This is a genomic window from Frigoribacterium sp. ACAM 257, assembly GCF_007954365.1.
In the GTDB taxonomy this organism is placed as follows: domain Bacteria; phylum Actinomycetota; class Actinomycetes; order Actinomycetales; family Microbacteriaceae; genus Frigoribacterium.
Genome location: NZ_VOLO01000001.1, coordinates 179,494 through 204,062, shown reverse-complemented (window position 1 = coordinate 204,062; position 24,569 = coordinate 179,494). Strand labels below are relative to the sequence as shown.

General features: G+C 74.9%; 26 protein-coding genes, 1 pseudogene and 1 riboswitch. Of the genes and pseudogenes, 17 read left to right on the top strand and 10 right to left on the bottom strand.

Annotated elements, in window-relative coordinates:
* Positions 1-68: 68 nt before the first annotated feature.
* From ES689_RS00945 to ES689_RS00935, 3 genes are read left to right on the top strand one after another with little or no spacing between them, the layout of a single operon-like run.
* Positions 69-542 (top strand): GNAT family N-acetyltransferase, encoded by a 474-nt coding sequence (locus tag ES689_RS00945; protein ID WP_146899032.1) that lies wholly within the window; start codon positions 69-71, stop codon positions 540-542.
* A 27-nt stretch (positions 543-569) separates the two neighbouring features.
* Positions 570-1,127 carry a TetR family transcriptional regulator gene (locus ES689_RS00940; protein WP_146899029.1) on the top strand — a complete coding sequence of 186 codons (558 nt, stop codon included), beginning with the start codon at positions 570-572 and terminating at the stop codon, positions 1,125-1,127.
* 51 nt (positions 1,128-1,178) lie between these two features.
* Positions 1,179-1,985 (top strand): dienelactone hydrolase family protein, encoded by an 807-nt coding sequence (locus tag ES689_RS00935; RefSeq protein ID WP_146899026.1) that lies wholly within the window; start codon positions 1,179-1,181, stop codon positions 1,983-1,985.
* 149 nt (positions 1,986-2,134) lie between these two features.
* Here ES689_RS00935 and ribH read toward each other — a convergent pair whose 3' ends face one another.
* The 6 genes and pseudogenes from ribH to ES689_RS00905 all read right to left on the bottom strand — a co-directional run bounded on the left by ribH (position 2,135) and on the right by ES689_RS00905 (position 7,292).
* Positions 2,135-2,623 (bottom strand): 6,7-dimethyl-8-ribityllumazine synthase, encoded by a 489-nt coding sequence (gene ribH / locus ES689_RS00930; protein ID WP_146899023.1) that lies wholly within the window; start codon positions 2,621-2,623, stop codon positions 2,135-2,137.
* Positions 2,624-2,709: 86 nt separating this feature from the next.
* Positions 2,710-3,333: pseudogene (ribB, locus tag ES689_RS00925) on the bottom strand (3,4-dihydroxy-2-butanone-4-phosphate synthase); the annotation flags it as partial.
* 110 nt (positions 3,334-3,443) lie between these two features.
* Complete coding sequence (locus tag ES689_RS00920; RefSeq protein ID WP_146899020.1) at positions 3,444-4,064, bottom strand: riboflavin synthase; 621 nt, start codon at positions 4,062-4,064, stop codon at positions 3,444-3,446.
* A 194-nt stretch (positions 4,065-4,258) separates the two neighbouring features.
* Positions 4,259-4,395: riboswitch (FMN riboswitch) on the bottom strand.
* 50 nt (positions 4,396-4,445) lie between these two features.
* Positions 4,446-5,141 carry a pentapeptide repeat-containing protein gene (locus ES689_RS00915; RefSeq protein WP_146899017.1) on the bottom strand — a complete coding sequence of 232 codons (696 nt, stop codon included), beginning with the start codon at positions 5,139-5,141 and terminating at the stop codon, positions 4,446-4,448.
* Between the two features lie 79 nt (positions 5,142-5,220).
* A complete protein-coding gene (locus tag ES689_RS00910; RefSeq protein WP_146899014.1) occupies positions 5,221-6,645 on the bottom strand; it encodes an L-serine ammonia-lyase in 1,425 nt (474 codons plus the stop codon).
* Entirely contained in the window at positions 6,642-7,292 is a 651-nt protein-coding gene (locus ES689_RS00905; RefSeq protein ID WP_146899011.1) for a MarR family winged helix-turn-helix transcriptional regulator, read from the bottom strand. The genes ES689_RS00910 and ES689_RS00905 overlap by 4 nt, the downstream gene beginning before the upstream one ends.
* 117 nt (positions 7,293-7,409) lie before the next feature.
* Between ES689_RS00905 and ES689_RS00900 the strand changes: the two genes are divergently transcribed.
* Positions 7,410-9,557 (top strand): MMPL family transporter, encoded by a 2,148-nt coding sequence (locus ES689_RS00900; protein WP_146899008.1) that lies wholly within the window; start codon positions 7,410-7,412, stop codon positions 9,555-9,557.
* 30 nt (positions 9,558-9,587) lie between these two features.
* Here the strand turns inward: ES689_RS00900 and ES689_RS00895 are convergent, their stop codons facing one another.
* The 3 genes from ES689_RS00895 to ES689_RS00885 are packed head-to-tail and all read right to left on the bottom strand — an operon-like array spanning position 9,588 to position 12,153.
* Entirely contained in the window at positions 9,588-10,241 is a 654-nt protein-coding gene (locus ES689_RS00895; protein WP_146899005.1) for a thermonuclease family protein, read from the bottom strand.
* On the bottom strand, positions 10,238-11,695 hold the full coding sequence (locus ES689_RS00890; protein WP_146899002.1) for an MFS transporter: 1,458 nt from the start codon (positions 11,693-11,695) through the stop codon (positions 10,238-10,240). Before ES689_RS00890 ends, ES689_RS00895 begins: the two co-directional genes overlap by 4 nt.
* Before the next feature lie 35 nt (positions 11,696-11,730).
* Positions 11,731-12,153, bottom strand: coding sequence for a DNA glycosylase AlkZ-like family protein (locus ES689_RS00885; RefSeq protein WP_255515945.1), 423 nt, complete (start codon positions 12,151-12,153; stop codon positions 11,731-11,733).
* Here ES689_RS00885 and ES689_RS15480 point away from each other — a divergent pair.
* The 12 genes from ES689_RS15480 to ES689_RS00830 all read left to right on the top strand — a co-directional run bounded on the left by ES689_RS15480 (position 12,147) and on the right by ES689_RS00830 (position 23,098).
* Entirely contained in the window at positions 12,147-12,284 is a 138-nt protein-coding gene (locus tag ES689_RS15480) for a hypothetical protein (RefSeq protein WP_191330107.1), read from the top strand. The two genes, ES689_RS00885 and ES689_RS15480, sit on opposite strands and share 7 nt — an antisense overlap.
* A gap of 148 nt (positions 12,285-12,432) precedes the next feature.
* Positions 12,433-14,580 (top strand): carboxypeptidase-like regulatory domain-containing protein, encoded by a 2,148-nt coding sequence (locus ES689_RS00880; RefSeq protein ID WP_146898996.1) that lies wholly within the window; start codon positions 12,433-12,435, stop codon positions 14,578-14,580.
* A 214-nt stretch (positions 14,581-14,794) separates the two neighbouring features.
* Positions 14,795-16,003, top strand: coding sequence for an alcohol dehydrogenase catalytic domain-containing protein (locus ES689_RS00875; RefSeq protein WP_146898993.1), 1,209 nt, complete (start codon positions 14,795-14,797; stop codon positions 16,001-16,003).
* A gap of 185 nt (positions 16,004-16,188) precedes the next feature.
* Positions 16,189-17,175 carry an aldo/keto reductase gene (locus tag ES689_RS00870; RefSeq protein WP_146898990.1) on the top strand — a complete coding sequence of 329 codons (987 nt, stop codon included), beginning with the start codon at positions 16,189-16,191 and terminating at the stop codon, positions 17,173-17,175.
* Between the two features lie 283 nt (positions 17,176-17,458).
* Positions 17,459-17,737 carry an acylphosphatase gene (locus tag ES689_RS00865; protein WP_146898987.1) on the top strand — a complete coding sequence of 93 codons (279 nt, stop codon included), beginning with the start codon at positions 17,459-17,461 and terminating at the stop codon, positions 17,735-17,737.
* A 295-nt stretch (positions 17,738-18,032) separates the two neighbouring features.
* Positions 18,033-18,557: a methylated-DNA--[protein]-cysteine S-methyltransferase gene (locus ES689_RS00860; protein ID WP_191330106.1), complete on the top strand. Its 525-nt coding sequence runs from the start codon at positions 18,033-18,035 to the stop codon at positions 18,555-18,557.
* 1 nt (position 18,558) lies between these two features.
* The gene (locus ES689_RS00855; RefSeq protein ID WP_146898984.1) at positions 18,559-19,137 is read left to right on the top strand and encodes an RNA polymerase sigma factor; all 579 of its coding nucleotides are present in this window, start codon (positions 18,559-18,561) and stop codon (positions 19,135-19,137) included.
* Positions 19,134-19,796 carry a methylated-DNA--[protein]-cysteine S-methyltransferase gene (locus ES689_RS00850; RefSeq protein ID WP_146898980.1) on the top strand — a complete coding sequence of 221 codons (663 nt, stop codon included), beginning with the start codon at positions 19,134-19,136 and terminating at the stop codon, positions 19,794-19,796. Before ES689_RS00855 ends, ES689_RS00850 begins: the two co-directional genes overlap by 4 nt.
* Positions 19,793-20,392: a DNA-3-methyladenine glycosylase I gene (locus ES689_RS00845; RefSeq protein ID WP_146898977.1), complete on the top strand. Its 600-nt coding sequence runs from the start codon at positions 19,793-19,795 to the stop codon at positions 20,390-20,392. Before ES689_RS00850 ends, ES689_RS00845 begins: the two co-directional genes overlap by 4 nt.
* On the top strand, positions 20,389-21,303 hold the full coding sequence (locus ES689_RS00840; RefSeq protein WP_223269310.1) for a DNA-3-methyladenine glycosylase: 915 nt from the start codon (positions 20,389-20,391) through the stop codon (positions 21,301-21,303). Before ES689_RS00845 ends, ES689_RS00840 begins: the two co-directional genes overlap by 4 nt.
* A 57-nt stretch (positions 21,304-21,360) precedes the next feature.
* Entirely contained in the window at positions 21,361-21,729 is a 369-nt protein-coding gene (locus ES689_RS00835; protein ID WP_146898974.1) for a hypothetical protein, read from the top strand.
* 82 nt (positions 21,730-21,811) lie between these two features.
* Positions 21,812-23,098, top strand: a complete 1,287-nt coding sequence (locus ES689_RS00830; protein WP_146898971.1) for a M18 family aminopeptidase — start codon at positions 21,812-21,814, stop codon at positions 23,096-23,098.
* Positions 23,099-23,233: 135 nt separating this feature from the next.
* On the opposite strand, the gene ES689_RS00825 is transcribed toward ES689_RS00830, so the two are convergent.
* Positions 23,234-23,887, bottom strand: coding sequence for an alpha/beta hydrolase (locus tag ES689_RS00825; protein WP_146898968.1), 654 nt, complete (start codon positions 23,885-23,887; stop codon positions 23,234-23,236).
* A gap of 48 nt (positions 23,888-23,935) precedes the next feature.
* Here ES689_RS00825 and ES689_RS00820 point away from each other — a divergent pair, with 48 nt between their 5' ends.
* The gene (locus ES689_RS00820) at positions 23,936-24,544 is read left to right on the top strand and encodes a DUF1990 family protein (protein ID WP_146898966.1); all 609 of its coding nucleotides are present in this window, start codon (positions 23,936-23,938) and stop codon (positions 24,542-24,544) included.
* Positions 24,545-24,569: the final 25 nt, after the last annotated feature.

Genomic DNA, 24,569 nt, shown 5'->3' with positions numbered 1-24,569 from the left:
GACGCAGACCCAGACGCTGCGCTGAGCGTCCGGCGGCTGCCCGCGCGCCGTGGCCCTAGCCTGGTGACGTGACCGTCCAGTTCCGCATCTCCCCCGTCGCCCTGATCGACCCCCTGCGTCTCTACGACCTGCTGCGGCTGCGCGTCGACGTCTTCGTCGTCGAGCAGGAGTGCGCCTACCCGGAGCTCGACGGCCGCGACGTCGAGCCCGACGCGGTGATGCTCTGGGCCGAGGAGGACGAGCAGGTGCTCGCCACCGTGCGGCTGCTCGTGGACCACGCCGACGACACGGGCGCCGCTGCCGCTGCCGACGCCCTGCGGATCGGGCGGGTCGCCACCGCGCCCGCCGCACGGGGACGCGGCCTCGCCGCCGACCTGATGCGCCTCGCGCTGGACCGCGCCGAGGGGCGGCTCGTGCGGCTCGACGCGCAGGCGCACCTCGAGGGCTGGTACGCGCGCTTCGGGTTCGTCGTCGACGGCCCCGGGTTCCTCGAGGACGGCATCCCGCACGTGCCGATGTCGCGGGCGGCGACCGAGCGCTGAGGACGTCCCCGGCCCTACACTCGGGCCATGGAACGCCGTGCGACCCCGCCCCGTGAGCGCATCCTCGCCGCAGCGAGGGGCGAGTTCGCCGCCACCGGCCTCGCCGGTGCCCGCATCGACGCCATCGCGCGCGAGGCCGAGGCGAGCAAGGAGCGGCTCTACGCCCACTTCTCGACGAAGCGCGACCTCTTCGACGCCGTCCTCGGCGAGAGCATCGACCGCTGGGTGCAGGCCATCCCGTTCGACGCCCACGACCTCCCCGACTGGGCACGTCGCCTCTACGACCACCTCGCCCTGCACCCCGACGACGCGCGCATGCTGCTCTGGGGCCAGATCGAGGGCGCCTCGCTGCCGAGCCCGGGCGTGGTCGACCACGCCCAGCTCGAGGCGCGCCGCGCCGCGGTGCAGGAGGCGCAGGAGACCGGCCACATCGCGCCAGGCTGGAACGCCGACGAGCTGCTGACCATGGTGTTCGGCGTCGTCCTCGGCTGGTTCGTCACGCCGTCCGCGACGAACCTGCACGGCGGCCCGCACGAGCGACGCTGCGACGTCGTGGAGGAGGCGGTGCGGCGCCTCGTCGGCTGACCCGCGCCTCCGCACGTCCTCGCCTCACGGGCCGGGAGTAGCGTCGCGCTCGTGACCACGACAGAGCTGCTGCCCGACCTCTCCCCCGAACTCCGTACCGTGCTCGACACGGTGCCCGACACCGGAACCGTCCAGGGCGGCGACGTCGTCTGGGACGACGACGGTACGCCCCTCGAGGGCTGGCTGGCGACGCCCGGCACCGCCTCGTCGTCGGCCGGCGCAGACGAGCTGCGCCCCGCGGTGCTCGTGCTGCACGACTGGTTCGGCGTCGTCGACCACGTGAAGGTGCGAGCCGTGATGCTCGCCCGCCTCGGCTACGTCGCCCTCGCCGGCGACGTCTACGGCCAGGGCGTCCGCCCCGGGCCGGAGGAGGCGGGCGCCCGGGCCGGGGCCTGGTACGGGGACGTCCCCGCGTTCCGCGCACGACTCGCCGCCAACCTCGAGCGGCTGCGGGCCGAGCCCGGCGTCGACCCCGCGCGCATCGCCGTGATGGGCTACTGCTTCGGCGGCTCCGGCGCGCTCGAGCTCGCCCGCTCGGGTGCCGACGTCGCCGCGGTCGCGTCGTTCCACGGCGGCCTCGGCACGCAGCTGCCCGCCGAGGAGGGCGCCGTGACGGCGCCGCTGCTCGTCATGACGGGAACGGCCGACCCGGTCGTTCCCGACGACGCCGTCGTCGCATTCGAGGACGAGCTCCGTACCGCCGGCGCGCCGGACTGGCAGCTCGTCAGCTACAGCGACGCGATGCACGCCTTCGCGGTGCCCGGCACCGACTCCCCCGAGCACGGCGCCCAGTACCAGGCCGTCGCCGACCGCCGCTCGTGGGCGCAGATGCGCGCCTTCTTCGACGAGGTGCTCTAGGCCGCCATCCGCGGACCCAGCCCCTGAGCCCGTGAGCGCTGGTGGGCGCTACCTGCCGGGAAAGGGACGTCGTAGCCGCGGGCCCCACGTCACGACGTCCCATTCTCGCTCGGACGCTCACCCCGGGCCGGGCCAGGCCGGGCCGACCGTCAGACGGCGGGGCGGCCCGCGGCGACGGCGCGCAGCTGGACGGCCGTCGCGACGGCGGCGTGGGCAGCCTCGGCGCCCTTGTCCTCCTTCGAGCCGGGCAGGCCGGCCCGGTCGAGGCCCTGCTGCTCGTCGTCGAGGGTCAGCACTCCGAAGCCGACCGGCTTGCCCGTGTCGAGCGAGACGCGGAGCAGCCCCGACGTCGCCGCGTCGGAGACGTACTCGAAGTGAGGCGTGCCGCCACGGATGATCACGCCGAGCGCCACGACCGCGTCGGCCCCGGCCTCGAGCGCCGCCTTCGCGACCACGGGCAGCTCGAAGCTGCCCGGCACGCGCAGCACCTCGGCCGTCGCTCCGAGCCGCTCGACGGTGGCCAGGGCCCCGGCGAGCAGGCCGTCGGTGATGGTCTCGTGCCAGGTGCCGGCGACGATCGCGACGCGGACGCCGGTCCCGTCGACGTCGTTCTCTGCGGGGGCGCCCTCGACGCTCATGCGGTGTCTCCTCTGGTGACTGGGGTGGAGGTGGCGGTGGATGATTCGCGCTGGTCGCGCTGGTCGCGCTGGTCGCGCTGGTCGCGCTGGTCGAGCCAGACGAGCAACTGGGCGATGGTGACGACGGGCACGCCGTCGCGGGCGCCCAGGGCGACGAGACCGGGCCAGCGCGCCATCTCGCCGTCGTCGCCGACGATCTCGCTGATGGCGGCGACGGGACGGAGGCCGGCCGCCCGCATCAGGTCGACCGCCGCCTCCGTGTGTCCGTCACGCTCACGCACGCCGCCGGGGCGGGCACGCAGGGGCAGGACGTGCCCGGGGCGACGCAGGTCGTCGCGGACCGACGCCGGGTCGGCGAGCACCCGCAACGTGCTCGCCCGGTCGGAGGCGCTGATGCCCGTCGTGACGCCCGCCGACGCGTCGACGCTGACCGTGTAGGCGGTGCCGCGGGCGTCCTCGTTGTGGGCGACCATCGGCGGCAGGTCGAGGGCGTCGGCGATCTCGGACGCCATCGGCGCGCAGACGAAGCCGGACGAGACCCGCACCGTCCAGGCGAGCCACTCGGGGGTGGCGAGCTCGGCCGAGAGCACGACGTCGCCCTCGTTCTCGCGCCCCGCGTCGTCCGCGACGATGACGGGACGGCCCTGGCGCAGGTGGTCGAGCGCGGCCTCGATCGAGGAGGCGCCGGTCGCCTCGGCGTCGTCGGCCACGGTCGACGGGTCGGCCCGGACCACGGCGGGTGCGCCGCCGTCGATCCCGGCCACGACGCCGTCGGCGATCCCCGCCACGACGCCGTCGGCGCTCCTGCCGTCGCCGCCGGTCACGACGTCGCCCCTGCCCCGAGCGCGAGCATGCGGCGCACGTGCCGCGCCACGACGTCCGTCTCGACGTTCACCCGGCTGCCGGCGACCGCGCCGCCGAGGGTCGTCGCGGCGAGCGTCTCGGGGATGAGGCTGACCTCGAACCAGCCGGGCTGCTCGTGCGGCTCGCTGATCGCGCTGACCGTGAGGCTGACCCCGTCGAGGGTGACCGAGCCCTTGTCGACGAGCAGCGGCGCCAGCTCGTCGTCGAGCGTCAGCCGGACGCGACGCCAGGCCTCGCCCGGCTCGATCTCGACGACGGACGCCGTGCCGTCGACGTGGCCCTGGACGATGTGCCCGCCGAGGCGGTCGCCCACCCGTGCGGCGCGCTCGAGGTTGACCGGCGACCCGGCGCCGAGCCCGGCGAGGGTGCTGACGGTGAGCGTCTGCTTCATCACGTCGGCGGTGAACGCGCCCTCGCTGCGGTCGACGACGGTGAGGCACACGCCGCTGACCGAGATCGAGTCGCCGTGCCCTGCGTCGTCGACGACGAGCGGTCCACGGACGGTGAGCCGGACGCTGTCTCCGACGTCGTCGATCCGGACGACCTCGCCGACCTCCTCCACGAGCCCGGTGAACATCAGCAGCCCGCCGTCACGGTCGCGGCAGCGGCTGCTCGAGCCGTCGCGCAGGCGGCAGCCCGTGGCGTGGTGTCAGGGGCGCACGAGGAGGTGCGGTGCAGCGAGGTCATGTCGGTCTCCGTCCGGAAGGGGCGGCTCCAGGGGACGACGCAGGGTCGCTCAGCTGGGCGCGCTCCGCGGAGACGACGCCCGGCCCGCGCTTCCTCTCATCCGGACTGTGACCGTCGGCACCGGAATCGAACCGGTTCAACCGGACGACTCCCCGAAGGGCGTCGTGCCGGGTCGCGGGCTGTGACCGCCGGTTCAGATTTGCACTGACCCCGGAGCGCGTTGCTCACCGCGACCCTAGCACCGCCGCCGCGGAGGCCGCGGGGCGTCCGCTCAGTCGACGACGACGCCGAGGTGAGTGGCGAACACGCCCGCCATCGACGCGAGCTGGAGGTGGTCGATCGTCGCGCCGCGGAGGCCGTCGAGCCCGTCGACCCGGTCGAGGTCGGTGGTGCGCAGGTCGGTGTGGGCGAGCGAGGCGCCGGTCAGGTCGAGCGTGCCGACGCGGCAGTCGACGAACGCGACGCGCAGCGCCTCGGCCCCCTGCAGGTCGAGCTCGCCGACCACGCAGCCCTCGAGCACGACGTCGGTGAGCCGGGCACCTCGGAGGTTCAGGTAGTCGATCTTGCCGCCGACGATCCGCACCGACTGCCACGAGGCGTCGAACAGCTCGGCCGAGCCCCAGCGCGGCCGCTCGACACGCACGTCGCGCCAGGTCGCCCGGGCCGACGAGAGCTCGGGGGCGAAGGAGTCGGAGACGACCGACTCGACGATGCGGGTGCCGCGCAGCCGGGCGCCGTCGAGCCGGGGCGCCTCGAACACGCACTCGGAGAAGGACGAGCCCTCGAGGTCGCGGTCGGCCAGGTCGGCGTCCACGAAGCGCTCGAGCTCGCGGTGGTCGCGCGGCCCCAGCAGGTCGGCGCCCATGTCGACGAGGCCCTGCGGGTCGAGCGGGTCGAGCCGCGGGGCGTCGGTGCCGCCGCCCGGGCTGGCGACGGAGCGGGACGAGGGGCGGCGCGGCGGGGTCATGCGACCACGGTAGCGGCGGGGTCCGACAGCGCTCGCGCCTCCTCGGCGGCCCCGGTCTCGAGCCGGCCCCGCGCCTCCGTCAGCACTCGACGACGTTGACCGCGAGACCCGCCCGGCTCGTCTCCTTGTAGCTGTCGGCCATGTCGCGCCCGGTCTGGCGCATCGTCTCGATCACGGTGTCGAGGCTGACGACGTGGCTGCCGTCGCCGAGCAGGGCCATCCGCGCGGCGGCCACGGCGGTGCCGGCGGCGATGGCGTTCCGCTCGATGCAGGGCACCTGGACGAAGCCGCCGACCGGGTCGCAGGTGAGGCCGAGGTGGTGCTCCATCGCGATCTCGGCCGCGTTCTCGACCTGGCGCGGCGTGCCGCCCAGCAGGCCCGTGAGCGCGCCCGCGGCCATCGACGAGGCCGACCCGACCTCGCCCTGGCAGCCGGCCTCGGCGCCCGAGATCGAGGCGTTGCGCTTGTAGAGCGACCCGATCGCGGCGGCGGTCAGCAGGTAGTCGCGAGCCAAGGAGGCGCGGGTCGCCCCGTGGAACCGCATCGCGTAGTAGCCCACGGCCGGCACGATGCCCGCGGCGCCGTTGGTCGGCGCCGTGACGACGCGTCCGCCGCCGGCGTTCTCCTCGTTGACGGCCATCGCGTAGGCCTGCAGCCACTGGGCGGGCAGGTCGGAGGTGAGCAGGGACGAGGCCTGGCCCTGCTCGATCGCGGTGCCGGAGAGGGCGTACCGCTCGGCCCGCTCCTCCTGCAGGCGCAGCCGCTCGGCGACCTGGCGGGCACGACGGGGCACCTTCATCCAGCCGGGCAGGACGCCGGAGGCGGCGAGGCCGGTGTCGATGCACGCCTCCATCGCGGCCCAGCGGGCGTCGAGGCCGGTCTGCGCCGCCTCCTCGCCGTGCAGGGCGACCTCGTTGCGCCAGGCCAGCTCGGCGATGCCGATGCCCTCTGCGTCGCAGAGCCGGAGCAGGTCGTCGGCGTCGCGGAACGCGAGCGGCGCCTCCCGCGCGGGCACGGCGTGCTCGTCGTCGCCGTCGCGCACGACGAAGCCGCCGCCGATCGAGAAGAACGTGTCGCGCGCGATGCTCTGCCCGGCAGCGTCGAGGGCCTCGAGGCCCATCGCGTTCGGGTGCCGCGGGATGCGCGTGAGCGGCGCCATCCGCAGGTCGCCGCGGGCGAAGGCGATCTGGTGCGTGCCGAGCAGGCGGATGCCGCCGCCCGCCTCGACCGCCTCCTGCATCCGCGAGATCACGGCCGGGTCGCCGGTCTCGGGCGCGAGGCCCGCGAGGCCGGCGAGGACCGCGGAGGGGGTGCCGTGCCCGAGCCCCGTGGCGGCCAGCGATCCGTAGAGCACGACCTCGACCCGGGCGACGTCGCCGAGACGGCCCGCGTCGCGGACGGTCTCGAGGAACAGGCGCGCGGCGCGCATCGGGCCCACGGTGTGCGAGCTCGACGGGCCGATGCCGATCGAGAAGAGGTCGAGGCCGGAGACGTAGTCGGTCATCGTGCTGCTCCTGGTGCTGTCGGGGAGTCGGGTGTCGCGACGTGCAGGGGCGGCGCGGGCGCGACGGGAGCCGGCGCAGACGCGGACGCCGTCGGGGCGGCGGCCGCTGCCGAGCGGTCACCGGTGCCGCGGGCGTGCTCGGCCATCGCGACGGACATGTCGGCGAGGAACCGCTGGACGGTGCGCAGCTCGGCGGCGTCGAACTGGTCCATCACGGTCGCGCTGAGCCGGCCGAGGGGGCCGAAGAACTGGCCGGCGACCGCGCGGGCGGCCTCCGAGTAGTGCACGAGCACGCGGCGCCGGTCGGCGTCGTCGCGGCTGCGGTGCACGTGGCCGGCGCGCTCGAGCCGGTCGATCACGCCCGTCGCGGCGCCGGACGTGACCCCGAGCAGGTCCCCGAGCCGGCCCGACGTGACGGGGTCGCCGCGTTGCTCGGCCTGCATCACGTGCAGCAGCGCCTCGAGGTCGATGTGGCCGAGGCCCTGCTGCCCGGCGAACGCCTGGGCGACGCGCTGCGACTCGGTCGTCAGGCGCTGCATCGAGGTGACCACGTCGCGGCGGACGACGTCGTCGTGCGCGCCGCCGTGCGCACCGCCGTCAGCGGTGCCCTCGCCTCGCGGGACGGGCGTCGTCGTCGTGTCGGTCATCGCGCCTCCTGGTCTGATTCTCGCGGACGTCGGACCTCTCGTGTGCCATAGTCTTATTTGCTAAGACTCTTTGTCGACGAATCACCTCATCCTGCTCGACCATCCACGGAGGACCCTGTGCGCGCACTCGCCCGACTAGTCAGCGGACACCGCACCGCCTGGGCGGTGCTCGGCGGCACGCTCGTCGTCGTCGCGCTGCTGCTCGCCCTGCTGCCGTCCGGCGACGACGAGGCGTTCCCGCCGTCCGGCCTGCCCGACTCGAGCGAGGCCGCACAGGTCACCGCTCTGCTCGACGAGTTCCCGTCGGCCGACGCGACAGTGGGCATCCTGGTCTGGAGCCGAGGAGGCGCGGAGCTGTCGAGCGCCGACCTCGCCGCCGTCGACACGGCCGCGTCCGCCCTCGCGGAGCAGTCGACCACGCCGCAGGCCGTCCGCCCGCAGGTGAGCGACGACGGCTCCGCCGCCCTCGTCGCCGTGCCGCTCTCCGCCGCCGACGTCGAGGCCGACGTGAGCGGCAGCGCGACGAGCCTCCGCGACGCCGCCTCCGCCGGGCTGCCCGACGGCCTCAGCGCGTACCTGACCGGCCCGGTGGGGTTCCAGGACGACGTCTCGAACGCGTTCGCGGGGGCCGACTTCCGCCTCCTGCTGGTCACCGTCGTCGTGGTCGCCGTGCTGCTCATCGTGACCTACCGCAGCCCCGTGCTCTGGATCGTGCCGCTGGTCGTCGTCGGAGTCGCGGACTTCCTCGCCGGGCGCGTGGTCGCCGCCCTCGCCGAGCCGTTCGGCGTGACCGTCGACGCGTCGATCTCGGGCATCCTCTCGGTGCTCGTCTTCGGCGCCGGCACGAACTACGCGCTGCTGCTCGTCGCCCGCTACCGGGAGGAGCTGCTCGTGCGGCCCGACCGGCACGAGGCGATGCGGACCGCCGTGCGGAGCGCCGGGCCGGCGATCGCCGCGAGCGGCGGGACCGTCGCCCTCAGCCTCGCGACGCTGCTGCTCGCCGAGCTGTCGGGCAACCGTGCCCTCGGGTTCGCCTGCGCGATCGGCGTCGTCGTCGCGATCGCCTTCGCGCTCGTGGTGCTGCCCGCGGCGCTCGTGGTCTGCGGACGCGGGCTGTTCTGGCCGTTCGTGCCCCGCGCCTCCTCGGTCTCGGCGTCGGCGTCGGTGTCGGCCGGCGGCACGCACGCCGGCCACGCCCGCCCCCACCAGGGCTTCTGGGAACGTCTCGGCCGCGGCGTCCAGCGCCGGCCCGGCCGCGTCGCGCTCGCCGCGGTCGCCGGCCTCGGTGTGCTCTGCCTCGGCCTCGGCGGCTACGCCGTCGGCCTCTCGCAGACCGACCAGCTGCTCGGCGACCCCGACTCCGTCACGGCTCAGCGGATCGTCGACGACTCGTTCTCGGCCGGGCTCACGAGCCAGACGGTCGTGCTCGCCCCGACTGCGGCGGCCGACGACGTCGTGCGGATCGTCGAGGGCGTCGACGGCGTCGCGAGCGCCGCGGCCGGCGAGCAGGCGGACGGGCTGACCCGCGTCGACGTCCAGCTCGACGCCGAGCCCGAGAGCGACGAGGCGTCGGCGACCGTGCAGGCCCTCCGCGACGCCCTGCACGACGACGGAGGCGCGGCGGCCGACGCCCTCGTCGGGGGCACCGACGCGACCGCGTACGACGAGCGCACCGCCGCCTCCCACGACCTCGGGCTGATCGCCCCGGTCATCCTCGCGATCGTCTTCGCGATCCTCGCCGTGCTGCTGCGCTCGCTCGTGGCGCCGGTGCTGCTCATCGCGTCGGTGCTCGCCACCTTCGCGGCGAGCCTCGGGGCGGCGACGTGGCTGTTCACGCACCTCCTCGGGTTCCCGGCCCTCGACACGAGCGTGACGCTCTACGCGTTCCTCTTCCTGGTGGCGCTGGGGGTCGACTACAACATCTTCCTGACGACGAGGGCGAAGGAGGAGCGGCTGCGGCACGGCACCCGCGAGGGCATGGTGCGGGCGCTGTCGTCGACGGGAGCGGTCATCACGAGCGCCGGCGTGCTGCTCGCCGCCGTGTTCGCCGTGCTCGGAGTGCTGCCCGTCGTCGCCCTCACGCAGGTCGGCGTGATCGTCTGCATCGGCGTGCTGCTCGACACGCTCGTCGTGCGGACCGTGCTCGTGCCGGCGCTGGTGTTCCTCACGGGCGACGCGTTCTGGTGGCCCAGCCGCCCGGGTCGGCCGGTCGAGGCCGAAACGGCGGGAAGCGCTCTCCCGGCGGCCGGCGCGAGCACTTCCTGACGGTTCAGCCCCGGGGCGGGAGGGGGCAGGTCAGCGGCAGGCGCCCCAGAGGCCGGCGCCCGAGGCCCGGGCGGCGGCCTCGGCGGCGACGAACGCGTCACGGTAGCGGTACGGCTGGTCGTAGGTGTCCTCGGTGCCGAGGCCGGACGCGACCAGCTGCTGGTTCAGCAGGCCGCCTCCCTCGGTCCAGACGTAGCGGAGCAGCCGGTCGTAGCGGTCGGCGTCGCCCTGCGAGGCGTCGTCCTCGAGCCAGACGGTCGAGCCGAGGGGCAGGGCGTCGGTCGTGAACTCGCTCGCCTCGGGGCCGAAGCAGTCGACCGGGGCGTCGGGCTTGACGGTCTCGGGGGTGTCGACGCCGATCAGGCGGAGGCGCTCGCGAGCGCCGTCGGCGGGGACCACCACGACCGTGTCGCCGTCGACGACCCGCTCGACGGTCGCGGGGACGGCCGCGGCAGGGACGGTCGAGGGGACGGAGGCGTCGGCCGAGGGAGGCCGGACTGTCCCGTCGGACGAGTCGCCGGTCGTCCCGCCGTCGAGCAGCTGCGGGAACGCGATCACGAGCACGGCGCCGACGGCCACGACCGCGAGGCCGAGCAGCGCGCGGCGACCACCGCTGCGAGACCGGCCGCCGGACCTGCTGCGGGACGAGTTGCGGCGACGCGAGGCCGCGGTCGAGCGGCTCACTCGGCGAGCCTCGTGCCGCGCAGCTCGGGCAGGGCCAGCGCCGCCACGGCCGCGACGACGAACACTCCCCCGAACACCGCGAAGAGCACCGGCGTGCCGCCGAGCACGAGGAGGGGCGGCACCGTCAACGGGGCCGCGATCGACGCGATCCGCCCCACCCCCGCGGCCCAGCCCGCGCCCGTGCCGCGCAGGCGCGTCGGGTAGAGCTCAGGGGTGACGGCGTAGAGCGCGCCCCACGCGCCGAGGTTGAAGAACGAGAGGAACATGCCCGACACGACGATCTGCGTCGCGCTGCCGCTGACGGCGCCGAAGCCGAAGGCGGTCGCGGCGAGGGCCGACCCGAGCAGGAACACGGCCAGCGTGCCGCGACGCCCCCACCGCTCGATCAGCCAGGCCGACGCGGCGTAGCCGGGCAGCTGCGCCAGGGTGATCAGCAGCGTGTACTCGAAGGACTTCACCAGCGGGAAGCCCGCCTCGACCAGCAGGGTCGGCAGCCAGACGAAGGCGCCGTAGTACGAGAAGTTGGTCATGAACCAGACGACCCAGATCGCGACGGTGCGGCGGCGCAGACCGTCGCGGAGCAGTGCGGCCGCCGAGGAGGCGCGGGGCCCGTCGGCAGGGCGCGCCTCGGCGGGGCGCGCATCGGCGGGGCGCGTGTCGGCCGGGGTCAGGTCGGCCGCCGCGCGCGGTGCCGCGGCAGGCTGGGTCACGCCCGCCGCCTCCTCGAACGCACGCACCGTGCGCTCGGCCTCGTCGTGCCGGCCCCTCGACTCGAGGAAACGCACCGACTCGGGCATCCGCAGACGCACGAAGACGGCGTAGAGGGCAGGCAGCGCGCCGATCAGGAGCGCCCAGCGCCAGCCGTCGTCGCTCAGCGGGATCACCAACCAGCCGACGAGCGCGGCGGCGATCGAGCCGAGGGCCCAGAACGCCTCGAGCAGCACGACGACACGGCCGCGGATGCGGCGCGGCGAGAACTCGGACACGAGGGTCGACGCGACCGGCAGCTCGGCGCCGAGGCCGAGACCGACCACGAAGCGGAGCACCAGCAGCGCGCCGACCGACCAGCTGAGGGCGCTGAGCCCGGTCGCGAGGCCGTAGACCAGGAGGGTCAGGGCGAAGACCGTCTTGCGGCCGAGCCGGTCCGACAACGAGCCGCCGACGGCGGCGCCGATCGCCATGCCCGCGAAGCCCGCCGAGGCGACGAAGGCGAGCGCGCCCTTGTCGCTGCTCCACACGACGGCGAGCTGGGCGATGACGAACGAGAGCAGCCCGACGTCGAGGGCGTCGAGCGCCCAGCCGAGGCCCGAGCCGACGAGGAGGCGCCCGTGCTTGCGGGTGAAGGGCAGCTCGTCGAGCCGCTCGGTGCGGGTCGGGGCCGTGGCGCCGCGCGGGGCGTCGGGCGAAGGTGTGGCAGGCGCACCGGGTGCGGGGGTCGCGACGTCGTCGGTCATCGGGGTTCCTGTGCTGAGGACGGCACGACGCAGGGTCAGGGCGACGTGGGCGTCGACGCGGAGCCCTCGGCGAGCGCTAGGCCGAGGTGCTGCGCGTACTGCTCGGCCCGGCGTCGCACCTGGGCGCGTCGACGTTCGGTCCACGCTACCCAGGGATCGACCTCGACCGCGACCGACCTGCGCGTCGTCGTGCACCGCCAGGTGCCGACCACGCGGCCGTCGGTCGTGACCGCCGCATCGCCCGCACCGCCGCGGAGCGACCGGTCGTCGGGCCGCACGAGGGTCCGGTCGCCGCGCCGGACGAGGGTCCGGTCGCAGGGCCGGACGAGGAGGCGCGGACCGTCCCCGCAGTGGACGAGCCGTGAGAGTGCCCGGCGAGGCAGGCGCGGGGACGATGTGCCCGTAGGCTCCGCGCACCGGACCAGCTCGGTCCGACGACGGAGGCACCACCATGGCAGAGAAATCAGCGAAGAAGACCACCGCGAAGGTGGCCGTCCGCAGCCTCAAGGAGAAGCGCGCGGACAAGAAGGCCAAGAACGGCTCCGCGTCGCACGCCGAGGACGCGGTCTCGAACGTCAAGAAGCGCTAGACCGTCGGTCGGGGGACGTCACGGCAGCGTGATCCCCCTGACCGCGGGGGCAGTGCGTCCTCGTGTTGCGGCCACCGGGTGACAAGCAGGCCGTTCATGAAATATCCTCAGCCCCGGGGGCGCCACGGCCTCCGTCTGGGAGGCCCGCATGCCCGTCCGTTCCGTTGTCCGAGCCTCCCGGCCTGCCCTGCCACCCCGGCCGTCCCGGCTGCCGCGTCGAGCCTCGCTCCGCGGCCTCGCCGCCGGGGCCACCACCGGCGTCGTCGCCCTGGCCCTCGCCCTCGGGGGCGCGACCAGCGCCTCCGCCGCCCAGGGGTCGTCCTGGGGCGAGTTCCAGGTCTTCGGCTCGGCAGGCGCCTACACCGGCTCGATGACCCTCGCCGGCGGGTTCCCCGCCACCACCTTCACCTCGAGCTCGCGGCAGGCGAGCGTCCCGAGCGGCTCGAGCACCTGGCAGGCCGCCTCGACGCCGCCCGGCAGCCAGTACGGCACGAGCAATGGGCTGCCCTACCTGAACCAGCGCCCGTCACAGGACTCGCCGACCGCGGCCGGCGCCGCGGTGACCACCTACACGTTCGCCTCGGCCACGCCGTCGTCGGGCTGGTCGTTCGTGCTCGGCGACATCGACGCCGACCAGGCCACGATCACCGCCACGGGCGTCGGAGGCGCGGCCGTGACGGCTGTGCAGCTCGGCTTCCAGGGCACCTACAACCACTGCGCCGGCACGGGTACGCCGTCGTGCGACGCTGCCGGCACCCGCGACCAGCCTCGCTGGGACGCCGCCACGGCGACGCTGGTCGGCAACCCCGCCGGGGCCGACACCGAGGGCGCGGCCGGCTGGTTCAGCCCGAGCGTGCCGCTCGAGACGCTGACGATCACGTACCAGCAGCGCACCGGGTTCCCGGTGTACCAGACCTGGTTCGCGACGAAGACGTTCAGCGCGTCGGGGACGGCGACGATCGGGACCGGCGAGACGGCGACGCCCTACCCGGGCGCCACGGTCACCGTCACGGACATCGACGGCCGGGTGATCGCCGTGACCGAGACCGACGACCGAGGCAGGTGGACCGTCCCGGCCCTCGTCGCGTCTCCCGGCTACGCGGCGGCGATCACGCCTCGCGGCGACGAGGCCGCCCCGCAGGTCGGGTTCTCCCTGGTGCCGGGGGACGCTGCCGACCTCGACTTCGCGTTCCCGGTGACGACGCCGGCCCCCGCGGTGGTCGCGCTCGAGGGCACGATCGTCGACGAGCGGGGCGTCGTCGTGCCCGAGCGAGAGCTGCAGGTCATCGCCGAGGACACGGACACGCCCTTCGCCACGACCACGACCGGTGCGGACGGCACCTTCACGTTCCCCGGCCTCGACCCTGACCGTGTCTACTCCGTCATCGACGTCACGAGCGGCGAGTCGACGGAGTTCCTGGCGCCGGGCGACTTCGGCACGCGAGCCGTCCCGGACGCCCCCGAGACGGTCGACGTGACGGGCACCGTCACCGCCCCCGACGGCACGCCCGCCGCCGGCCAGACGCTCGACTTCGTCCCGGTCGCCGACGACCCCGCGGACCAGACGGCACGGCCGGACGTGAGCGTCGTCACCGACGCCGACGGAGGCTTCGCCGCCGACGGGCTGACACCCGGCGCCGACTACCTGGTCATCGTCGGCGACGACGCGGAGAACCCCGTCGAGTTCACGGCTCCCGAGGTGGGAGAGGCGTCGGCCCCCGTCGGTCTCGTCGTCCCGACGGCCGCGTCCGTGGCGGTCGACGGCACGGTCGTCGACCCGGCGGGCGTCCCGGCCCCCGGCGTCGCGGTGAGCGTCCTCCCGGTCGACGGCGACGCACCGGTCGCGACCACCACCACGGGCCCCGACGGACGGTTCGTCGTCACCGACCTCGTCCCGGGGACGACCTACCGCCTCGCGGTCGACGGAGCCGGTGACCCGGTCGAGTTCGTCGCCTACGTCGATCGGACCCTGGGGACCTTCGCCCTCCTGCCGGACGAGGTGCCCCCGATCGATCCGCCCGTGACCGACCCGGGCACGGGGACGCCGAGCGTGCCGCCGGCCGGCGGCGCGGGCAGCGGCACCGACGCAGGCAGCGGCACGAGCGGCGGCACGACCTCCGGAGCCGCCGGTGGCCGGGGCCCGCTCGCCTTCACCGGCAGCGATCTCGACCAGCCCCTCCTTCTCGCTGGCGGGCTGCTCGCCGGGGGCGTCGTCCTCGTGGCCGGCGGGGCCGCCCTGCGGCGTCGTCGTGCGGCGCTGGCCACGGCGGCGGAGGCGCGCTCCTCGCGGGGCTGACCCGCGCCTCCTCGTCTCGGCAGCACCGGGACCGCACGACGCCCCCGCCCCTCCTCGGGTCGGGGGCGTCGCCGTGTCCGACCTCGTACCGTGCGGTGCCTGTACCCCGGACGCGGAGGCGACTCGACGGGTGCCGGCCGGCGGCCCGGCCTACCGTGCACGCCGTGCCCGGCGGACTCCCTCGGGCGCCGCCGCACCGATCGAGGAGGCACACATGAAGGCAGTCGTCTGGCACGGCATCGGGGACATCCGTCTCGACGAGGTCGAGAAGCCGACCATCCAGGACGCGAACGACGCCGTCGTCCGAATCACCCGCAGCGCGATCTGCGGCACCGACCTGCACTTCGTGCGCGGCACGATGGCCCCGATGCAGGAGGGCACGATCCTCGGCCACGAGGCCGTCGGCGTCGTCGATCAGGTCGGCGACGCGGTGCGCGGCTTCAGCCCCGGCGACCGCGTGCTGATCAACAGCACGGTGTCGTGCGGCGCGTGCCGCTACTGCCGCGAGGGCCACACCGCCCAGTGCGACGTCGCGAACGCGAACGGTCGCGACGCCGGCACCGCCTTCTTCGGCGGCCCGGCCTCGACCGGGCCGATCGACGGGCTGCAGGCCGAGTACGTGCGCGTGCCGTGGGCGCGCAACACGCTGCACCCGCTGCCCGACACGGTCAGCGACGAGCAGGCGATCCTGCTCAGCGACATCTACCCGACCGGCTGGTTCGGGGCGGAGCTCGCCGGCGTCCGTCGCGGCGACGTCGTCGCCGTGCTCGGGGCGGGCATCGTCGGGCAGTTCGCGATCGCGTCCGCGTTCCAGCAGGGCGCCTCCCGCGTCATCGCGATCGACGGCCTCGAGGACCGCCTGGCCCAGGCGCTGGCCCAGAACGCCGAGGTGGTCGACTTCAACCGCGAGGACCCGGTCCAGGCCGTGAAGGACCTCACGGGAGGCGACGGCGTCGACGCCGTCATCGACGCCGTCGGGGTCGACGCGCAGCACCCCGTCTCGGGCCCCGCCGCTCCCTCCGACGAGGAGAAGAGCAGCTTCGAGCAGGAGGTCGCCCAGGTCGCCCCCGACGCCGCCCCGCAGGGCGACCTGTGGGTGCCCGGCAGCGCGCCGTCGCAGGCGGCGCGCTGGGCCGTCGAGATCGTCGCGAAGTACGGCCGGATCGGCATCATCGGCGTCTACTCGCCCACCGTCGAGTCGTACCCGATCGGGGCCGCGATGCTCAAGAACCTGACGATCCGGATGGGCAACTGCGACCACCACTCCGTCACTCCCCCGCTGATCGAGCGGGTCGCAGCCGGGCTCTTCGACCCCACCGCGCTCATCACCGAGCGCGAGCCCGTCGGCGACGCGATCGCCGCGTACGAGGCGTTCGACCGGCGCGAGCCGGGCTGGCTCAAGGTCGAGCTGACGACGGCGTAGGCCCGGGCCCCGCAGGGGCGGCAGGGGCGGCAGGGGCGGCAGACCCGAGGAGGCGCGGTGCAGGCCCGCCCTGCACCGCGCCTCCTGCGGTCCCGCCCGTCGCTCATCGCGACTCCTGCGGTCCTGCCCGGCGCTCACCGCACCTCCGGCGGTCGGCGCACAGCGCACGGGTGTTGCCTGACGTCATGAAGAACACCACACTCGGCAGCGTCGACGGCGGACTCGACGTGGGCCGCATCGGCCTCGGCCTGATGGGCATGTCCGCCTTCTACACCGGCAGCGGCACCGACGACGACGAGTCGGTGCGCGTGATCCACGCCGCCCTCGGCCACGGCGTCACCCTGCTCGACACGGCGGACATGTACGGCCCGCACACGAACGAGCAGCTGCTCGGCCGGGCGCTGAAGGGCCGCCGGGACGACGCCGTCGTCGCGACCAAGTTCGGCAACGTCACCGACCCGAAGGCGCGGGCCGAGCGCACGATCGACGGTCGCCCCGAGTACGTGCGCAAGTCGATCGACGGCTCGCTCAAGCGGCTCAGGATCGACCACGTCGACCTCTACTACCAGCACCGCGTCGACCCCCTGGTGCCGATCGAGGACACCGTCGGGGCGATGGGCGAGCTGGTCGAGGCCGGCAAGGTGCGGTTCCTCGGGCTGTCGGAGGCGTCGCCCGAGACGATCCGCCGCGCGCACGCCACCCACCCGATCACGGCGCTGCAGACCGAGTGGTCGCTCTGGAGCCGCGAGGCCGAGGCCGAGGTGCTGCCGACGGTGCGCGAGCTCGGCATCGGCTTCGTGCCGTACTCGCCGCTCGGACGCGGGTTCCTGACGGGCACGCTGCGCTCGGTCGACGAGCTCGCCGACGACGACTTCCGTCGCTTCAACCCGCGCTTCGAGGGCGACAACCTCAGGGCCAACGTGCGCATCGTCGAGCAGGTCGACGAGGTCGCCCGCCAGGTCGGCGCCAAGCCGGGCCAGGTCGCGCTCGCCTGGCTGCTCGCCAAGGGCGAGGGAATCGTGCCGATCCCCGGCACGAAGCGCCGTACCTACCTCGACGAGAACGTGGCGGCCGACGCGATCGAGCTGACCGAGGAGCAGGTGCACCAGCTCGACGACGTCGCGGCGCCGAAGGGCGAGCGCTACTCGGACATGTCGACGATCGACCGTTAGCTCGCCGCCGCTGCTGCTGCTTCTGCTGCTTCTGCTGCTTCTGCTGCTGCTCAGCCGGGCGCGGCACGGCACTGCCTTGCGTTGCGGGCTCGAGGGCGGGTCAGATGCGTCGAGGGCGGGTCGTCAGCGACCCGCCCTCGACGGCTTCGACCCGCCCTCGGGCCTGATTGGGGGGCGCGACGGGCGGTCGGGACACGGGCGCGATCCGCACGGTCCCGGGCCGAGCAGGCGCGGGCGCGGTTCAGACGGCCCCGAGCCGAGGAGGCGCGGGTACGGTCGAGCGATGGACGACGTGATCAGACGGCGCGCCCTGGTGCACGGCACCGTGCAGGGCGTCGGATACCGCTTCTCCACCGAGGGCGAGGCCGATCGCCTCGGGGTGGACGGCTTCGTGCGCAACCGACCTGACGGCACCGTCGAGGTGGAGGTCGAGGGCGTGCCCGAAGCCGTCGGCCGGCTGCTGGCCTGGCTCGAGGACGGGCCCGCCGGCGCGGACGTGTCGCGTGTCGACGTGGAGGAGCTCGCGCCCACGGGGCAGGGCGGCTTCGAGACCCGGCACTGACCTGCCCTGAACCGCCACGACCAGCACCGACCTGCACCGACCTGCGCGGCCCCGGACGAGGAGGACCCGGCCCGGGTGCTCACACGCACCCGACAGCGTGGAGTCCCCGGACCGGGCCGGTGGCGCCCGCGAAGGGCGCGCCCTCAGTAGTACCAGGCCGCGCCGGGGCCTCTGCTGAGACTCGCGGCTCATGTTCTGATCCGTGCACCGTGCGCAAGTTCTCGCCCCGCACCTCACAGAGGAGGTGCGGCGTGCGTCTCCATGATGAGTACGATCAGCCGAGACAGGAGCCCCGATGAGCACGATCTCCGTCGTCCACACGACGATCGACAGCCCGGTGGGCGCCCTCACCCTCGTCGGCGGCGAGGCCGGCCTGACGGGCCTGTGGTTCGTCGAGCACCGTCGGCTGCCCGACCCGGCAGGGTTCGGTCCGAGGTCGGCGGTGGGCACGGGGCTCTCCGACTTCGTCGAGGTCGAGAGCCAGCTCTCGTCGTGGTTCGCCGGCGAGCGCCGTGCCTTCGACCTGCCTCTCGCACCGGTCGGCACCGAGTTCCGGCAGCGGGTGTGGCAGCAACTCGCGGCCATCCCCTGGGGCGAGACCCGAACGTACGGTCAGCTCGCGCTCGACCTCGGCGACGTCCGGCTGGCCCGGGCAGTGGGCACGGCCAACGGGGCCAATCCCGTGAGCATCATCGTGCCGTGCCACCGTGTCGTCGGCTCGGCCGGGTCCCTCACCGGGTACGCCGGCGGGCTGGACCGCAAGCGGTTCCTGCTCGACCACGAGGCGCCGGCGGGGTCCGGCTCCGGTCGGCTCTTCTGACGTGCCTCCCTTCGATCGTGTCGTCGAGCTGCACGGCACCACGGTCCTGCGGGTCTGTCGCGCACTGCTCGACCCGACCGACGCCGACGACGCCTGGTCCGAGACGTTCCTCGCGGCCCTCGTCGCGTGGCCCGACCTGCCGACGGACGTCAACGTGGAGGCCTGGCTCGTGACCGTCGCCCGGCGCAAGGCCCTCGACGTCATCCGCGGACGGAGCCGCCGGCCCGAGCCCGTCGAGCAGGTCCCGGAGCCGTCGCCGGCGTCCCCGTTCGACGAGCTGCTCGCTCGTGACGACTCACTCCTCCGCGCGGTCAGATCGCTCCCCGAGGGGCAGCGCGACGCGGTGGTCCTGCACCATCTCGCCGGGCTCAGCCACCTCGAGGTCGCCGAGCTGACCGGCCGCAGCCACGCCGCCTGTCGTCGCGCGGCGGCTGACGGCACCGCTGCGCTGCGCCGCGTGCTCGGCGACACCGATGAGACGCTCTCAGCACCGCCCCGTCCGACCCGCCCCACGACGACGACGACGACCAGACCCGGTGCGCCGCGGCGGACGACACCCCGAGAAGGAGCACGGCGATGACCGACACCGCACCCGACGTCGACACAGAGCTCGAGCACCGGCTCGTCGAGGCGACCGGCACAGCGCCCGGTCCCCGACTCGACGAGCACCTCGATCTCCTCCGCGACCAGCTGGCGGACAGGGCCGCAGCCGTCGGCACCGTCGACGTGTTCTGGCGGACGGTCCCCTCACCGGTCGGCCCGCTGCTGCTCTGCGCCACGGACGTCGGCCTCGTCCGCGTCGCCTTCGAGCTCGAGGACCACGAGGCGGTGCTGGAGCGCGTCGCCGTCCAGGTCGGGTCACGCGTGCTGCGGTCCGCCCGGCGCCTCGACGACGTCGCCGTCGAGATCGACCAGTACTTCGCCGGGCGTCGACATGACTTCGACCTCGTGCTCGACCGGCGGCTCTCGAAGGGCTTCCAGCGGACGGTGCTGGAGCACCTGCCTGACATCCCGTACGGCCGGACGGCGAGCTACGCGGGCGTGGCCGCCGCGAGCGGCAGCCCGCGGGCGGTCCGAGCCGTCGGCACGGCCTGCGCCACGAACCCGTTGCCCGTCGTGGTGCCCTGCCACCGGGTGGTCCGCAGCGACGGCACCCCGGGTCGGTACCGCGGCGGCGAGGCTGCGAAGGCGGTCCTGCTCGGGCTCGAGTCGCAGGTCGCGTCGGGAGGCCGCGCGTGAGCGGCGTCGTGGTCGGCGACGACGGCCTGGCCCGGCCGCCGTGGGCCGCGGTCGACCCGCTGATGCGGGAGTACTACGACACCGAGTGGGGCATGCCCGTCCGCGACGAGCGCGGGCTCTTCGAACGGCTCAGCCTCGAGGCCTTCCAGTCAGGCCTGTCGTGGGCCACCATCCTCCGCAAGCGCGAGGCGTTCCGCTCGGCCTTCCGCGGCTTCGACCCCGACCTGGTGGCCGACTTCGACGACGACGACCGAGAACGACTGCTCGCCGACGCGGGAATCGTCCGGAACAGGCTCAAGATCGACGCGACGATCACGAACGCCCGTGCGACCGTGACCCTCCGCGAGCGCGGCGGGCTCGTCGACCTCGTGTGGTCGCATCGGCCAGCCGAGACGCCGCGTCCCGTCGAGCTCGCCGACGTCCCCACGACCTCGCCCGAGTCGGTCGCGCTGTCCAAGTCGCTCAAGGCCGTCGGCTTCGCGTTCGTCGGCCCGACGACCATGCACGCCCTGATGGAGGCCACCGGCATCGTCGACACCCACCTGGTCGACAGCCACCGGCGGGGGTCGTCGGGCGTCTGGGAGGCAGCCCGGTGACCGACCTCGTCGCCAGCCCGCTCGAGCTGCGGCTCGAGACCGACGGCCCGTACGACGCCGCCCACGCGATCGGCCTGCTCGCGGCACACAGCGTCCCCGGTGCGGAGCTGACCGACGTCACGGCGGGCACCCACTCGCGCCTGGTCGACGTGGCGACGCCGGACGAGCCGAGCCGCGTGCTGCGGCTCGACCTCCGCCTCGAGCCGAGCGGGGTCGGCGTCGTGGCCACCGCCTCCTCGGGGCTCGCCTGCTCACCGGACGACCGCGATCGGGTCGAGCGGCTGGTCCGTCGGTGGCTCGACCTCGACGCCGACACCCCCGCGGTGCTCGCCGCCCTCGGCGACGACCCCGTGCTCGGCCCGCTCGTCCGTGCACGTCCGGGGATCCGCATCACCGGCAGCCCCGACGGGTGGGAGGCCGCGGTCACTACGGTGCTGGGACAGCAGGTCTCGCTCGCCGCGGCCCGCACCTTCGCGGGGAGGCTCGTCGCCGCGCTCGGCAGCGACGTGGGCGGCACGGGACTCCGCCGGTTCCCCCGGGCGGACGTCGTCGCCGCCCTGCCCGTCGACGAGCTCCGGGCCGCCGTGGGCGTGACCGGTGCCCGTGGCCGCACCCTGCACTCCGTCGCCGAGGCCGTGGCCGGCGGTCTCGTCATCTCCCCCGAGCGCGACGCCCCCGCGGTCCGGGCGTCGCTGCTCGCCCTGCCGGGCATCGGACCGTGGACGGTCGACTACCTCTCGGTCCGTGCCCTGGGCGACCGCGACGCGTACCCGGCCGGCGACCTCGTCCTCCGGCGGGCGCTCGGCGGGGTCACGACGAAGCAGGCCGAGATCGCCTCGGCACCCTGGGCGCCGTGGCGGGCCTACGCGCTCTTCCACCTCTGGTCGCACGCGCTGCCGACCGTCCCCTGACCCACGACCGAGCCGACGCCTACTGTCGGACCAGCCCCGCCCACGAGAGGACGCCCCATGAGCACCACCCACGACCACGAGGCCCACGACGACCACGCCACCGAGGGCAGCGCCCTGCAGGAGCGTGTCGAGGAGGCGGCGCTCGCCTCACACGACGACGCATCCGCCGCCGGGGCGGCCGGCCACCCGGCCGACGGCGCCACCGACACCCAGGGCCGTCCAGCCCGGGGCACGGACGTGACGCCCGAGGGCGACGTCACCGAGCGTCTCGGCGGCCCGATGTCGGGCGAGGACGGCTACGTCGCCGTCGACCCGGCAGGCGTCTCCGGCGACCGCACGGCCGGTCTCACCGCGGAGGACGAGGACGGCCGCGGGGAGAGCGGTGCCGAGCCCGGCGCCCAGGTCACCGGCAGCGGCGGCCGCTGAGGGCCGAACCCGGGTGACGGCGTGCTGACGGCCAGGTGCTGAGGGCGACGTGCCGTCGGCGGCATGGTGCAAGCTGGTGGGGATGACTTCCTCGCGTGCGCACCTCGACGACTTCGCCTCCTTCATCCAGGCGTCCCCCTCCTCCTTCCACGCCGCGGCCGAGGCTGCCCGCCGGCTCGACGCGGCCGGCTTCACGGCGCTCGACGAGACGGCCGCGTGGCCGACAGGCCCGGGGCGGCGCTACGTCGTCCGCGACGGCGCCGTGATCGCGTGGGTCGAGCCGGGCGGCGCCTCGTCGACCACGCCGTTCAGGGTCGTGGGGGCGCACACCGACTCCCCCGGCTTCAAGCTCAAGCCGAAGCCCACGACCGGCACGCGGGGCTGGGTCCAGGCAGGTGTCGAGGTCTACGGCGGCCCGCTCTTCAACTCCTGGCTCGACCGTGACCTCGAGTTCGCCGGGCGGCTCGTCGCCCGCTCCGGCGAGACGCACCTGGTGCGCACCGGTCCGTTGCTGCGCATCCCGCAGCTCGCCGTGCACCTCGACCGCGGCGTCAACTCCGAGGGCCTCAAGCTCGACCCCCAGCGTCACCTCGCCCCCGTGGTGGGCGCAGGTCCGCTCGACCAGGCCGACGTGCTGGGCCACCTCGCGGGCCTGGCCGGGCTGTCGGGCTCGGACGTCGTCGGCTACGACGTGGTCGTCGCCGACACCGCCGCACCCGCCGTGCTGGGCCTCTCGGGCGAGCTGTTCGCGGCCGGCCGGATGGACAACCTGTCCTCGACCCACGCCGGGCTCGCGGCCCTCGTCTCGATCGCCGACGCCGACGCCGAGCTCGACCACGTCGCGGTGTTCGCGGCGTTCGACCACGAAGAGGTCGGGTCGGCCACGCCCTCCGGCGCCGCCGGGCCGTTCCTGGAGGACGTCCTCGCGCGGGTCTCGGCCGGCCTCGGCGCCGACGCGACCGACCACCGACGCGCACTGGCCGCCTCCTGGTGCCTCAGCGCCGACGCCGGGCACGCCGTCCACCCGAACTACCCCGAGCGGCACGACCCCGCGAACCAGCCCGTCGTCAACGGCGGGCCGCTGCTCAAGATCAACGCCAACCAGCGCTACGCCACCGACGGCCTCGGCGCCGCCGAGTGGGTGCGGGCGTGCGAGCAGGCCGGGGTGCCGTTCCAGGAGTTCGTCTCGAGCAACAGCGTGCCGTGCGGCTCGACCATCGGGCCGATCACGGCGACCCGCCTCGGCATCCGCACGATCGACGTCGGCGTCCCCCTGCTCGGCATGCACTCGGCCCGTGAGCTCTGCGGCGTCGACGACCCGGCCTCCCTGTCGGCTGCCGCCGCCGCGTTCCTGGCCCCCGCCTCCTAGGGCGCCGTGCGCGCCGCGCGGGCGGGTTCGTCGTCAGCGGACCCTCGTGTGCGCCCGGGCACGACGGACCCGCCCGCCCGCCCAGCCGGCGCGGCCGTCCGGCGGCTAGCTGGCGGCCGGCCGCCGGGCCGCTGATCAGCCGAGCGCGACCTCTCCTCGCTGGCCGAGGGCCCAGGCAGTCATCGCCGGCCACGGCCCGAAGCCCGAGTCGGGAGTGAGGTGCCCGCCCCCGTGGACGACGACCTGGCGGGCTTCCAGGCGCCCCCGCCAGGTGTCGCCGAGGCCGAGGGGCAGCCACGGGTCGTCGTCACCGGCGACGACCACGGCGTCGCCGAGGGCACCCGTCCCGAGGAGGCGGCCGTCGAACAGCAGCGCGTCCGGCGACCCCGCACCGCCGGCCTCGCCCCCGGCCGCGCCGTCGGCCTCGCCCCCGTCGACGAACGCGTGCACGGCGTCCTGGCCGGCGATCAGCTCAGGCGACGGAGGCGACACGAGCGCGACCCTGTCCGCCGCGAGGGGGCGCCCCCCGGCCTGGATCCGCAGCCAGAGCAGGGTCGACAAGCTGTGGCAGACGACCGTCACCGGGCCGGGACCGAGGGCGGCGTGCTCCGACCTGACCACCGCCTCCCACGCTGACGGGTCGGGCTCGTCGGGCGAGGGCAGCTGCGGGTAGCGCACGGCGAGGCCCCGCCCCCGCAGGTCGTCGGCGAGGAGGTGCTGCCAGTGATCGGAGGGTCGCCTGTTCTGCCAGCCGTGCAGCAGCAGGAACCCGGGCGCGCTCGTCGTCATCCGCCGATCCTGCCCGAGCGGCGCCGGCGGACGTGCCAGGCTCGACCCATGTCGTCACAGAGCGTCCCGTCCGGGTTCGTCGACGCGTGGGCCTTCGAGGGCGATCCGACGCTGTCGGGCCCGGTGCCGACGGGCTTCCACGTGACGGCCGTCTCGCGACTCGTCGGCCGCGGTCCGGACGACGCACGGATCGCCGGGGACGCCGTCCTCGACTGGCAGGTGCACCGGGGCTCCGGCTTCGTCCCGCTGCAGGTGCCCGAGCGGGTGCAGGTCGGCGCGATCAGCACGTGGGCGATCCCGTTCGGGCCGCTGCGGCCCCGGGTCGCCTGCAAGGTCGTCCGGGTGCTTGAGGGCGTGCCCGTCGACGAGCCCCCCGACGGGCCCGCCGACACGCGCGGACCGGCGCGGCACGGCGGCCCGCCCGCGCTGCCCCGCTCGACGGGGTTCCTGCACGCCGCCCTGGTCGGGCACCCGCAGCGCGGCTGGGAGAGCTACCTCGTCACGCACCACCCCGACGACCGCGTCACCCTCGACATCCGCGTCGTCTGGCGACCGGGAGCCTGGTGGATGCGCCTCGCCGGCCCGGCCTCCGGGATCGCGCTGCGCCTCCTGCTGCGCCGCAACCTGCGCGCGCTCGACCCGGTCCTGCGGGGCTGAGCCCACGCCTCCCCCGTGGTGCGAG